The sequence below is a fragment of the Pseudomonas psychrophila HA-4 genome, assembly GCF_000282975.1.
Lineage (GTDB): Bacteria > Pseudomonadota > Gammaproteobacteria > Pseudomonadales > Pseudomonadaceae > Aquipseudomonas > Aquipseudomonas psychrophila_A.
Genome location: NZ_ALJC01000109.1, coordinates 24,593 through 37,420 on the forward strand (window position 1 = coordinate 24,593; position 12,828 = coordinate 37,420).

9 protein-coding genes and 1 pseudogene are annotated in these 12,828 nt (G+C 55.9%); 2 read left to right on the forward strand and 8 right to left on the reverse strand.

Annotation, left to right across the window (positions count from 1 at the left end; genetic code table 11):
* Positions 1-2 precede the first annotated feature (2 nt).
* Positions 3-1,946: a hydantoinase/oxoprolinase family protein gene (locus B347_RS0118090; protein WP_019411106.1), complete on the reverse strand. Its 1,944-nt coding sequence runs from the start codon at positions 1,944-1,946 to the stop codon at positions 3-5.
* A 501-nt stretch (positions 1,947-2,447) separates the two neighbouring features.
* Here B347_RS0118090 and B347_RS0118095 point away from each other — a divergent pair.
* A complete protein-coding gene (locus tag B347_RS0118095; protein WP_019411107.1) occupies positions 2,448-4,415 on the forward strand; it encodes a sigma-54-dependent Fis family transcriptional regulator in 1,968 nt (655 codons plus the stop codon).
* 254 nt (positions 4,416-4,669) lie between these two features.
* Here the strand turns inward: B347_RS0118095 and B347_RS0118100 are convergent, their stop codons facing one another.
* The 6 genes and pseudogenes from B347_RS0118100 to B347_RS0118125 form a co-directional block, all read right to left on the reverse strand.
* Positions 4,670-6,421: an FAD-dependent oxidoreductase gene (locus B347_RS0118100; RefSeq protein WP_019411108.1), complete on the reverse strand. Its 1,752-nt coding sequence runs from the start codon at positions 6,419-6,421 to the stop codon at positions 4,670-4,672.
* 82 nt (positions 6,422-6,503) lie between these two features.
* Positions 6,504-6,641, reverse strand: a pseudogene (locus tag B347_RS0118105) (FAD-binding protein); the annotation flags it as partial.
* Positions 6,642-6,685: 44 nt separating this feature from the next.
* Positions 6,686-7,495, reverse strand: coding sequence for a sugar phosphate isomerase/epimerase family protein (locus tag B347_RS0118110; RefSeq protein WP_019411110.1), 810 nt, complete (start codon positions 7,493-7,495; stop codon positions 6,686-6,688).
* A 38-nt stretch (positions 7,496-7,533) separates the two neighbouring features.
* Positions 7,534-8,877, reverse strand: a complete 1,344-nt coding sequence (locus tag B347_RS0118115; protein WP_019411111.1) for an MFS transporter — start codon at positions 8,875-8,877, stop codon at positions 7,534-7,536.
* A 255-nt stretch (positions 8,878-9,132) separates the two neighbouring features.
* Positions 9,133-9,942 carry an IclR family transcriptional regulator gene (locus tag B347_RS0118120; RefSeq protein ID WP_019411112.1) on the reverse strand — a complete coding sequence of 270 codons (810 nt, stop codon included), beginning with the start codon at positions 9,940-9,942 and terminating at the stop codon, positions 9,133-9,135.
* 226 nt (positions 9,943-10,168) lie between these two features.
* A complete protein-coding gene (locus B347_RS0118125; RefSeq protein WP_019411113.1) occupies positions 10,169-10,975 on the reverse strand; it encodes a shikimate dehydrogenase family protein in 807 nt (268 codons plus the stop codon).
* Between the two features lie 270 nt (positions 10,976-11,245).
* Here B347_RS0118125 and B347_RS0118130 point away from each other — a divergent pair, with 270 nt between their 5' ends.
* A complete protein-coding gene (locus B347_RS0118130; RefSeq protein WP_026014272.1) occupies positions 11,246-11,566 on the forward strand; it encodes a hypothetical protein in 321 nt (106 codons plus the stop codon).
* A 91-nt stretch (positions 11,567-11,657) separates the two neighbouring features.
* Here the strand turns inward: B347_RS0118130 and ppk2 are convergent, their stop codons facing one another.
* On the reverse strand, positions 11,658-12,575 hold the full coding sequence (gene ppk2, locus B347_RS0118135; protein ID WP_019411115.1) for a polyphosphate kinase 2: 918 nt from the start codon (positions 12,573-12,575) through the stop codon (positions 11,658-11,660).
* Positions 12,576-12,828 lie beyond the last annotated feature (253 nt).

A 12,828-nucleotide genomic window follows, 5' to 3' on the forward strand; every position in this document is an offset into this window, starting at 1 on the left:
GCTCATGCCTTCCTGTTCAGTAAGATGTCTTGGTGGTCGCTGATGACAAACGTCCAACCGTCGAGCACCTTGCAGGTGAAGAAGTCCTCTTCGATGATCGCGGGTCCTTGGGCAAAATCGCCGACTTTCAAATCAGCCAAGCGATAAACCGGAACATCAATGCGACCTTCATTGCGCGTCAGCACATGGCGAGTCGTACTGGGGAGGGCGGCAGATGTAGGAATGAATTGAGCCGACTGATTTGCGTCCTGACGCAACTGTTTTACAGCGCAAACTTCCAGTTCGGCGTTGTGAGCCTCGGTCAGTGCACAGAGATAACCCGACTCGTTGTGCAGTGGGAAAATGAGTTCCTGGCCCTTGGAGTCGGTAGTGATAAGTCGTGATGTGATGACGTAATCGTCGGCTTGAAAACCTTCAGCGAACATATCGCGCCCGGCCTTGAGACTTAGCTCTGCCAATGCCTCTTCAACATGACCCTGACTGCGTTGGTTAGCGTCCAGCACCACGCTGTAGCGATGAGATATATCGCAGGTGCCGATGCCGAACGCACTGAACACGGCTGCCATGTATGGCACCGCGACACGATTGATGCCGGCGTTCTCGGCCACGCCACACGCATTGAGAGGGCCAGCGCCTCCAAAAGCCAGCAGTACGGTTTCCTGACTTACCTGGGTAACGCGCAGAATTTCACTGGCAATCTTGGCCTCATAGGCGCGCTCCATCTCTTTCAAGGCGGCGTCTAGCTCCAGACCCAGAGGAGAGGCGATATGGACTGAGACGGCGGTCGCCGCGCGATCTAAATCCAGTTGCATGCCCCCACCAAAGTAGGATTTCGGATCAAACAAACCCGAGAGCAAGCTGGCATCGGTAATCGTTGCTTGCGTACCGCCTCGGCCAAACGCCGCAGGCCCAGGTACAGCCCCGACGCTGTCTGGACCAATCACGATTTTGTGATCGACCACTTTAAAAATCGAACTGCCACCCGCTCCGGCGCTGGTGATTTCGCTCAGAGGGAACGAAACACTGATCCCTTCAACCCGACCTCGCCGCACTTCAGACACGTTGCCTTCTATGCATTGGCCGATGTCAGTGGTGGTACCGCCGACATCTATAGCAACAACGTCACTCATCCCGTACCGGATCGCAAAGGACTTCATCCCCTCCATGCCACCACGTGGCCCGGAGCTGTAAGTTTTCAAGGCGACAGTTTTGGCCACACGGGCCGCATCGCCGTCGTTGCGAAATATCAGCAATGGATTTTTCGTGTTGAATTCCCGTAACCGATTTTCTGCATTGAACAGAAAATGCTCCATGGCCGGGTGCAGGAAGGAGTTGATCAGGGCTGTCCACGTACGGCGAACAGGATCCGTGTCCATACTCAGGTCGCTACCGTAGAGTGTTGGGACAGCACCCAGCAGATGGCGCGGGTATTTGCGCAATACGACTTTCCGGAAAATATTCTCCAACGCTTCGAAGTTCTTGTCGGAAAAACTAACGACGATGCGATTGGCGCCCGCAGCGGTCAGCGCATTAATCGATTTTACAATCTCCATTTCTGCATGTTCGATACCGAGGGTCGAGGTATCCAGCAAACTGACGCGTTTGCCAATTAAGGCTTCATATAAATCCACGTCATGCTGTTTTATGCGTTCTGAAAGTTCACGGTCGTTGAAACTCGTGATCAAACCGAGTTTGGGGCCCTTTCTTTCGCATATCGCATTAGTGCCTTGAGTGGTGGAGTAGCGGATTAGGTCTACTTCCTCAAGTAAGCGCTGTACATCAGGCTCCCCATAAAGTACGCCGGATGCTTTTTTCAAACCTTCAAAAAAACAGTTACTTAGATCATAAGGAGTGGTGAGTACCTTAGTCTTTTTGACATCGGTATCAGTCAGTATGCAGATATCGGTGAGTGTTCCACCGTTATCAATATTTATCTGTAGTGTCACGGGTCTATGTCCTTTTGTTGTTATCAGTCGAACAGTGGTGAAATGCACCGTCTTCTGTAATGCCGTTTAAGGCTGAGGCTCTTCGGTGTGTGACGCATTACTGTGTGCGGGCCCGTACGTAGAGCCCGCGAATAAGAGATAGCAAGCCGCATGCCACAGTGGTTTGTTTGTGCAATGTATTGATTTATATAGTGTTAGTTATTTTATGAAGGGCTCATGAAACGGATTTATGAGTCATCCGTTTGATTCTCGGACGCAGAGTGGATGACTTTCATTCGGTCGGTGGAGGCCGCTCCGGGTGTTCTGCTGACTGTGAATAAATCAGTGCGACGATAGGCATCTTGTTCGTCTGTGCGTGGGGGGTGCGCCTGCCCGAATGAAGGGGTACAGTTAGGACCTCACGGTTATTAGGCGCATAGCCTAAATGGGCGTCTTGAACGTCTAGCCCGCGCCGTGAAATTAGGCAGAACAACAACAATAAGAAGAATAGAGGGTGTGTCTATGAATGATCCGTACCTGGAATTCGTCTACCCGAGTCCAGAACATGACGTTCAGGTATTGGCCGCGTGGGAGAGCGTTCTTAATGGCGCGCAAACCCCTGCTTCTGTTCTGCGATACCCCGTGAGCGACTCCTGGAGGCGCTGCCTAGACAAAAACGTCAACCCTACGCTTCGATATGCGCCGGAACCCGTCAATCGTGCGCAACTCGAGACCATCCTAGATAGCCAGGCACGCCTGCTAGATGTCAGTACAGAGGCCATGACAGTGGCCAGCCAATTTCTTGCCCAAACAGGAACGGTCATTGTATTAGCCGATAGCAGCGGCATGATTATCGAAACGGGTGGTGATCCGCAGACCCTTAAAAGTGCTGAACACATTCACCTGCTGCCAGGCAGTCCATGGTGCGAAGAGATTTGTGGGACGAATGCGATCGGCACTGCGCTCTTGCTGGAGCGTCCGGTACAGGTACATGCCAGTGAGCATTTTTGTGAAGGCATTCAGAAGTGGACGTGTTCTGCCACAGTGATCCGCGATCCCTCTGATAAGCATATCCTTGGGGTGTTGAGCGTTTCGGGAGCGTCGAAGACGTACAACCGTCAGACGCTGGCGTTAGCGGTGAGCACAGCGGAGCGGATTCAGTTGGCATTGGCCAACCAAAAAGCCGAAACCGGCTTCCGGCTACTGGATGCGTCATTGGATATGTGGCGGGAAAGGGGCGATGGCATCATGTTGTTTGATGATCATGGCTTTCTAATAAAGGCTAATACCCATGCCTACGGCGCCCTGGCGGCTCTAGGTGTAAACATCAGTTTCACGCTTGGTTTCCGGTTGACGTCACTCTGTCTGGATGAAAAAGGCCGATTGACGGGTGACTTGCCACAGTGGCTGTCAGTCGACTGGCTGCAATCGGTTGTGGCCCAAGGCTTGCGTTTGGGGACATTACTTCGCATCCCCCGCAAATCCCTTGACCGGTCTCCTGTTCAGCGGATGGTTGACCACCGGAAGAAGGAAACTCTAATCGGGTTTGACCAAATCATCGGCAAGAGTCCTGCACTGCTCGACGCTCTTCGCAAAGCCAAACAACTGGCCTGCTCCCATGTACCCATCTTGCTGCAAGGCGAAACTGGGGTAGGTAAGGAGGCCTTTGCCCAAGGCATTCATTACTCCGGTGTGGGTCAAGATGGGCCGTTTGTTTCCATCAACTGTGGAAGCCTTTCCAAGGATTTACTCTACAGCGAGTTATTTGGCTACGCGGAAGGCGCGTTTACCGGCGCTCGTCGTGGCGGTATGAAGGGCAAGATTGAAGCGGCTAACGGCGGCACTCTTTTCTTGGATGAAATTGGTGAAATGCCCTTAGACGTACAAAGTTATCTGCTGCGGGTGCTGGAGGAGGGGGAAATATATCGGCTGGGCGAGAACGAACCCCGCAAGGTCAACTTTCGATTAGTGGCCGCGACGCACCGTGATTTACGTGACGATGTCGCCCATCAACTTTTTCGTAGTGATTTGTTCTATCGCATTGCGGTGACGAGTGTGCGTATCCCTTCGTTGCGTGAACGCAAGGAAGATATTCCAATGTTGATAGAACACCTGTTAACACACTTAGCAGGTCGGCATTGTATCCCCGTCCCACACGTGGAAGACGACGTACTGCGGTACTTGTCGGCTTATTCGTGGCCCGGCAACGTTCGCGAATTACGTAATGTAATAGAGGGCATGCTGCTGATGGGGGGGGGAAGTTTGAAGGTTTCTGATTTGCCTTCCTATGTGCCCCAAACAGCGATTGAGAGCTTCAATAAACCCGTGGGTAGCTTGAGAGAAAGCGAGTGCCAGGTTATTTCTAGAGCGATTGAGTGTTGTCGAGGCAACTTAACATTGGTAGCCAAAGAACTGGGGATAGCAAAAAGTACCCTGTATTTGCGCATGAAACGTCACGGGATCAGCCGTAAAGTTCAAAGCTACACATAACCCGTATTAACTGACGCCAGGCACGTAGGATCCCCAGCGGGGACACCACAGTGTTCAAGGCTTCACGACCACTGATCCTGTGGTCGCTTATCCCGTAACAGGCTGAGCGTTTTGTGACGCCGAGCGTGAAGGTGATGTGGAGGTGTGGTTCAGGCAGCCTTCTCGCTCAAATCGTCTACCTGCTTGCCCCTGTCCAACGACTCCAACTGCGCCCGCAGCTAGCGCCTAAGCGCGCTGGGCTCCCTGCGTTTATTTCAGGCCGTACACGCTCCCTGCCGAGCGGCCACGTCCAACTTCACGTTGTCCAGCCCTGCCGCATGCCGCGCCACTCGCCAGCCAAACACAATCGCCGGCCCCAGAGTCGTGCCTGGGCCTGGGTAAGTGCCGCGAAAAATCGAGGCCAAATCATTCCCGCAGGCATAAAGCCCTTCAATCACCTGACCCTTTGTGTCCAGCACTTGGCCGTCAGCGTTGCCGTTCAAACCGGCGCTGCAGGCAAGGTCGGCAGGTTGCACCGTGACTGCGTAGTAGGGGCCATCACCTAGCGGGCGCACGCAAGGGTTGGGTCTTTGCTGTGGGTCGCCGTTATGGCGGTTCATGGGGCTGCTGCCTCGCTTGAACACGGGGTCTTCGCCGCGTGCTGCGGCCACGTTGTAGGTGCTGACCGTGTTCGCAAGGCCCTCGGCATCGACCTTGAGCTTGCTGGCAAGCTCGGCGAGAGTTCGGCCTTTAACGAGGTAGCCGGCCTTGACGAAGCTGTTGATATTGACGGCGCTGCGCAGTGGCATCACCAGACCCAGGCCGTAGCGGCGCAAGAAGTCTTCGTCGCAGATCAGATGTGACGTGTGGCTGCCATCGGCAAGCATGCCCATGACGAAGTCGTGGTAAGAGTCGGACTCATTGACGAAACGCAGGCCCCGGCTGTTCACAGCAATCAGCCCGGGTTTAGCGCGGTCTAGCAGGATGTGTGGCCACACGGCTTGGTAGCCATCCTTGGCCGTGCGGATCGAGCAGGGCATCCATAGGCCGGGGCTGTCGTGGCCGTTGTCGAGTTGGGCGTTGACCTTCAACGCGCGGTCGATGCCGTCGCCGGTATGGGTCAGGGGCGCCAATGAAAGGGGTTGGGCCGCGGCCGGGAACAATTGCTTGCGCAAGGTTGGGTGGCGGGTCACGCCTCCGGTGGCCAATACAACGCCACGGCGGGCACGGATGCGTTGGAACTGGCCGTTGTGCTGCACCACGGCGCCTAGCACCTGACCGTTTTCCAAGATCAATTCGTGCAGGGGCGTTTCAAAGCGAATGGCCACGTTGCGCTGGCGCAAGCTGTAGAACAGCCGCGCGACCAATGCGTTACCCATGACCAAGTGTGTGCCTCGCGGGTAGCTCAGGCGGTCGATGCAATAGCGACCAACCACGCTCAGGGTACGGGTCAGGTTTTTCAACGAGGTGAATGGTGCCAGCAGCGCATCCAGGTCGGCGCGCGGAACCATCATGCCGCCCAGCCCCATGAACTCCGGGCGTGGTGGTCGCACACGAGCGAAGTCTTTGCCCAGGAGCCTGCCGTCGAACGCGAGCGGTGCCAAGGCACGGCCGCCGAACGCTGCGCCAGGGCCGCTGACGTAATCGGGGTGGGCGGCAGCCGCTACGAATTTAACGTCGCTGATACGCTCCAGTTCATCAATTGCCTGGGGGCCGCTGGCCAGAAAGGCGTCGCGTAAGGCCTCGCCACCGCGCTCACCGACCACCGCCTTGAGGAAGGTCGCGGCATCTGCCACCGTGTCCGGCACCCCGGCGCGTTGGCTCTGAGTGGTGCCGGGCACCCATGTGGTACCGCCCGAGGTCGCACTGATGCCGCCCACGACTGCGGTTTTTTCACACAGCAACACGTCCAGCCCGTGCTCGTTAGCCATTAATGCGGCCGTCATGCCTGCGGTGCCTGCGCCGAACACCAACAGATCGACTTCCTGGTCCCAGTGCGAGGGGGTGTGGTTAAGGGTGTTTATCATGATCTGTCCTCAATACTCAGAGCGAAGGTCTTGGCAGCAAACGGCAGGGTGGGTCTCTCGAAAAATCAGGCCAGTAGTTTGGGACCTCGTCCTTCTCGACCACGATCACCCGCTGCCCATGCCACGCTGCGGTCACGGCTGCGCTAAGCCCGGCCGCGCCGAAGCCACTGACCAGCTCAACGCAGTCCACCGTGGCGTACAGGGAAGTCTCGGCATGCATTCAGCCGTTTCCTCGTGTGGTGTGTTGAAACATGTGTGGATGACTTACAGCGGTTCAATAATTGCCTTGGCTGCGGCTAAGGCCTGCCGTGCCCACGTTTCTACTCCCACGTGCGCAACCCTGTTGTCGTGCGGGATTTCGACACTGACCGGAACCTGCGCCGGGAGGCTGCGCCAGATCCTCGCGAGGTCGATGTCACCTTCGCCAGGCAGCAGGCGCTCGCAGCGGGCCGCGTGAATCAGCCCCTCACGGGTGTTCGGTCGTAACGCCGGGCCATCGCATATTTGCGCGTAGTGCAGCCACTGTGCGGGGATACGTTGCAGGTCCTCGAAACGGCTGTCGGAACGGTCAAAATGCAAGGCATCGACCAGAATGCCGGCATTGGTTCGGTCGGCCCGTTCAACAACATGCAGTGCGCTGGCCAGGTCGTTCACCGCCGTCCATGGCATGAACTCCAGGTCTGCGCTAAGGCCGAAGGGCTGCATGGCATCGCATAGCTGAGCGTAGTGCTCGATCAGCCGGTTTTGTTCCTGATCGTCGCCAGCCACCAGCACGGCCTTGGCGCCGAGCTGCGCCCCGACCTCGAAAAAAGGCAGGTAACGGTTCACATCGAATTGCGCATCGAGGCGAATCAATTCCAGATCGAATATCTTCACCCCGGTGTCGTTCATCCGCGCGAGCGTTTCACGCAGCATGGGTTTGTCATCCATCAATGAATAGGCCACAGCCCCTGGTGCCACAGGCAACAGGCGCACCCCGGCTTGGTCATAGCCAGTGCGGGCCGCCAGCTCGATCATTTTGGGAGGGCTGTAATCGAGAGCGGTCAGTTGGGCAATGGAATAGCTGGCGTGCATGGCATGTCTCCTTAGAGGGCTTGAAAGCGCACTGGGTTTTAGTGGGTAGCAGTGAGAATCGCTGGCGCTTTGCGCTTACGGCCTTTGATCCACAGCGCCGTGGCGCCCATCAGGGAAGGGATGGCGAGGAACATAAAGACTTGGCTGAAATCCCACTGGGCGGCGAGCATGAGCGCGCCGATGCCAGCGCCACTGATTGCGCCCAGCCGACCGATGCCGGTCGCCCAGCACACCCCGGTGGCACGAATCTGGGTGGGGTAGAATCCGGCGGCCAGTGCGTAGCCACCGACGTTCACGCCATTGAGGAAGTAGCCCAGTAGCAGAATCAACGGGCAGAGGACCTGCATTGTCGGCTGCTGCAGCGCGATGAGTACCGCGCAGGCGCCGCCACCAAACACCGTCAGACCGACCACCTTATGGTGATCCCAGCGGTCCATCTTCATGCCGACGGTGAAATTGCCCAGCATTCCGCCGATCTGCAGCAACGAGCCCAGCAGTGCCGCCTCACCCATGCTCAACCCTGCATCGCGGCTGAGCAGAGGCAGCCAACTCGATAACAGATACATCGTCAGCAGGCCCATGAACAGCGTGACCCAGATCATGCAGGTACCAAGGCTAAAGCCGGACGCGAACAGTGCGCTGACCTTACCTGTCTCCTTGATCGACACTTCGCTGCTATGGAATTGGGTTCGGGTGTTGGCCAAGCCCGGGGCCACCTTGTTGATTTCCTTGATTAGGCGCTCTTTCAACGCGCTTTTTTGGGCCAGAAAGCGGATGGACTCCGGAAGGCTGAGCACCAGCAAGAGGGCAAAGGCGATAGGCAGCACACCGCCGACCACCAACACTGATCGCCAGCCAAAGTGTTGGATCAACCACTCACTCCCCAACCCACCCAAGGCCGCACCAAAAGCGAAACCGCAGTAGATGAACGAGACCATGTGAGAGCGATAACGCTTGGGCGCAAATTCGGAGATCAGGGTCGCGGTATTAGGCATTGATGCACCCAGACCAACTCCGGTCAGAAACCGCAGCACTGTCAAGCTGACAATCCCGGTGGACCACGCAGAAACCAAGCTCCAGAAGCCGAAGAGCAGCACTGATCCAATGATCACAGGCCTGCGGCCAAAACGATCTGCCAACGGACCCGCAGTCAATGAACCGAACGCGAGCCCGAGCAGGCCGCTCATCATCACGGGTCCAAGGTCTTGTCGCAGTAAACCCCAGTCATCGACCAGCGCGGGCGCGATGAAACCGATCGACGTCGTATCAAAGCCATCAAAGACCAGCACCATGAAGCCCAAGAACAGCACCACCCATTGCCTGGCGCTCATCTTTCTTGAGTCCATGAAGGTGCTGACATCGAGGGTTGAAGAGTTCGACATAGGTGACTCCTGTTTTTTATTTTTATCAAAACGCCTTTCTTTGCCATGGCATTTTTCTGAGGGTGCCGAGAGCAATTCGAGGATTGTGGCGATGATACTATCATTATTGGAATATCATTCCATAAACAAAATTCATTCCATATTGGTTTTTATTCGACAGGAATCCTACGCACTGCAAAAGCGCTAGGCATTAAGGTTTCAGGTGAGGATGCGGCCTCGTCGGGACGACAGGCCGCGTTCGATCGCAGGGGTCGATCAGCCGTTTTGTTCGCTGACTCTGGAGGTCATCATCGACAGCTTGGGAAGACTGTCTAGGTTGATTGCGGTGATTTCTTCAGCCGCTTCGAGCAACGCCGCTTTGAGGGTCTGCATACGCTCAGGGGTTAGGCGAACGCTTGGGCCGGCAATGCTGATAACGCCGATAACCTGATGCTGCGAATCTAGAATCGCCGCTGCCATCGCCGCCGCGCCAATTTCAAAACTTTCGTCGACAGAGGCATAACGTTGATCACGTGCGCGCTGCAGATTGTTGAGCAGATGATCGATGGTGGTCGCTGCGTTAGGCCCATATTCACCGGGTTTAGCCAGGCCTTGGCCGTAAACCAGTTCCAATGCGCGTTCGTTGCTCAAGCTGCTCAGCCAGGCAAGTCCCGAGGCTGTGCAACAGAGCTTGGCTTCGGCACCCGCATCAGGGTCGTAGCGCAGCCCGGAGCGCGTGCCTTGTGCCTTGGAGATCCATACCAAATTATCGCCGTCTACAATGCTCAACCGCACGAGTTCACCTGACAGGCGGGCGAGGCGATCCAGTATCGGTTTGGCGAGGTCGACCATGTCGCTCTGGGACAGGTGCTTGAGTGCAAGCGAGACTACTTTGAGGGCAAGAACATAATTGCCATGCTGGTGGTCTTGGCGCACAAAACCCTGTTCGACCAAGCAATTAAGCATGCGGTGAGTAGCGCTCGGCGGAATGTCCAAGGCTTCAGCCACTTGCTGAAGTGCGAGCCCGGTGCTTTTTCCGGCCAACAGCTCAATAGCGTGCAGGCCGCGTTCCAGCGCATTACTCATAGTTGTTCCTTAGCGTGTGAGAGATGAGCTCCCGACGAAATACATTGGAATACTATTCCAATCGTTATGAGGCTGCAAACCAAGGGGGCCCCTTAGTTTTCGCCATTCGTCACGGTAGCTCATGACTCATTGCCACTCAGAAAGTCGCTCAACGCTGCTGTCAGCTTACCGGGACGCATAAAAGAGAGTCATCACGCCAATGTGAGGTGTTCTGGTTGTAAGGGACTCAGAGCCCGAAAAACGTCTTGTAGCAACCTAATTGCTCATTGAGCATGTAGCTCCCTGGCTGCACAGGGTGGCCCGCAGCGTGCGCCTCGCGCAGCAAGCGAGTCTCGACGGGTTGCATGATGATATCTGCCACTAGGGTTCCAGCAGACAAGTTGGCGATATCAATAGGCAGTGGATCTTCATCCGAGAGCCCTAATGGCGTTGCGTTGATAACAACGTCGACTGCACTGAGATGCTGTGGCTGAGCAACCTCGCAGCGCCCCGGCCAGTGCTGCTCCAGCCGGGCGAGCAGTTCCATGGCTTTGGCCGTATCCGGTTCTTGTAGATACAACCGATCAATTCCTGCGTGCAGTAATGCTGCAGCTATCGAGCTTCCAGCACCACCGCCTCCAGCCATCAAGACACGCTTGCCCGCCAGTTCGTGCCCCTTGCGTTGCATGCCCAAGACAAAACCTGTGCCATCGAAGTTATCAGCCACCCACACGCCCTGTTCATTGCGGCGCATTGCGTTGGTGCTACCTGAGACTTGAACCGCGAGGCTGACTTCGTCGGCGAACTCACACGCGGCAAACTTGTACGGGATGGTGATCAACATTCCCGAAAAATTTTCCATCGCTTGTAGGCCGCGTATCACGGTAGCGAGTTGTTCAGGCCGCGCATGCACCGCAATCATCAGCGCATCCACGCCTTCTTCGGTGAACACCTTGTTCAGTAACTGTGGAGCCTTCACCTGTTTTACCGGATCACCGACAACCGCAAAAATTCGGGTATTGCCTGTAGGACTGGGAATCATAAAATCAGACATCACGTTCTCCTTGGGTATTTCATGGCGTTGCCCGGCGTACTACCCGCCCAGTCAGTGTTTGAGGCAATGCCAACGACGGAGGGCAAATCTATCATGGCTTAATTGGAATTGTATTCCATAAAAACAATATATTCCTTTTTTCTATTAAAGCCATTAGCGTGCCTCCTCGATGGAGTAGCCTAGGCACAGAAGAACGACATGACAGCGTTACCCTGCGGGCATGTCTGATGAGCAGCTTAATATTTGCCACCCGTTATGGGGTCGACAGTGATGAGAAACAGAGCGTATTGGCTCAGTCTGGGCACAAGGGCATCGGAAGATGTGTTCGCCTGGTCGGCTTTTGTGGCGCAAACCGAGTTCCTATGGCAAGACACCTGCTTGGTCCCGGATGGAGCCGCTTGGCAAAGCCTTTGGTTTGAACTCGAAATTGTTAACGGGATCGCTTTGGCGGAGTGGGACGATCAGGGTCGACCTGCGGATTGGTCATGCCGTTGGCGCGAAGCCTATCAACAAGAAGCGGCCATCCTGGCGTCTGAACTGTTGGCGATGATGGGTGATTCAGACATTGCTCCCCCACGCCGTAACGCCTGACGATCCGTCATCGCCTGCGCAGCCGGACGTAGCCCCGCAGGCTTGGCAACGCCTACGGGGAGTTGCATTACCCCCCCCATAGAAGCCGGGCTCAATAAACCTGAGGCACGATCAGTTCCGGTGGCGTTGGGTTGCGCGAGTAGTCTTGCTGGCGCACGCGTTCTGGCAGCTCAATCGTCGGTATCTCCACTTCTTCGTAAGGCATTTGGTCGAGCAAGTGGCGGATGCAATTAAGGCGGGCTTTCTTCTTGTCATCCGCTTGCACGACCCACCACGGCGCTTCGGCGATGTGCGTACGTTCAAGCATAATTTCCTTGGCCTTGGTGTAAGCCTCCCAGCGCCGACGCGACTCCAAGTCCATGGGGCTGAGCTTCCATTGCTTAAGTGGGTCGTGGATGCGGCTCAGAAAGCGCGTGTGTTGTTCTTCGTCCGAAATCGAGAACCAATACTTGATGAGTTGAATGCCCGAACGGGCAAGCATGCGCTCAAACTCTGGCACCGAGCGAAAGAACTCTTCGTATTGATAGGCGTTGCAAAAGCCCATGACTTGCTCGACACCTGCGCGGTTGTACCAACTGCGGTCGAACAGCACCATCTCACCTGCGGCGGGCAAGTGAGAGACATAACGTTGGAAATACCACTGGCTGCGTTCACGGTCGTTGGGGGCGGGCAGGGCCGCAACGCGACAGACCCGAGGGTTTAGGCGTTGAGTGATGCGCTTGATCACTCCGCCTTTGCCGGCAGCATCGCGGCCTTCAAACAAAATCACCACTTTGTGGCCGGTCTTGGCCACCCAGCTCTGTAGCTTTACCAGCTCTCCCTGCAAGCGAAACAACTCGCGGAAATAGTGACGGCGCGCATCCTTTTCGCTGCCATCCTGAACGTGATCATCAAGCAGCGCGTTCAAGTCATGCCCGTCTTCCGATAATTCCAGCTCCAGCTCTTCGTCGCTGTAATCCAGCAAATCGCGATGGATACCCTGCATCAAGCTGTCATGAGGTGAAAGCATGTCGGCTAACTCGTTTCGTGGGGTGGCGCCACGATGCTAGTCGCAGTTTGTTACCAAGTAGTGAACTGCATCAGTCTTGTTCCGTCAGGGATAAAGCTTCCTGCCTACACGCAGTTCAGAACCAGCTGACTTCGGCTGCATTTTTATGCCGATAACGTGCTGCGCTCTCCCCTTGGAAAGCGTCACATGGCCAGTCAGAAAGGAGTCATTCAAACACGGCGGCATGTCGGTGGCGATGGCGGTCAAGGCGCGT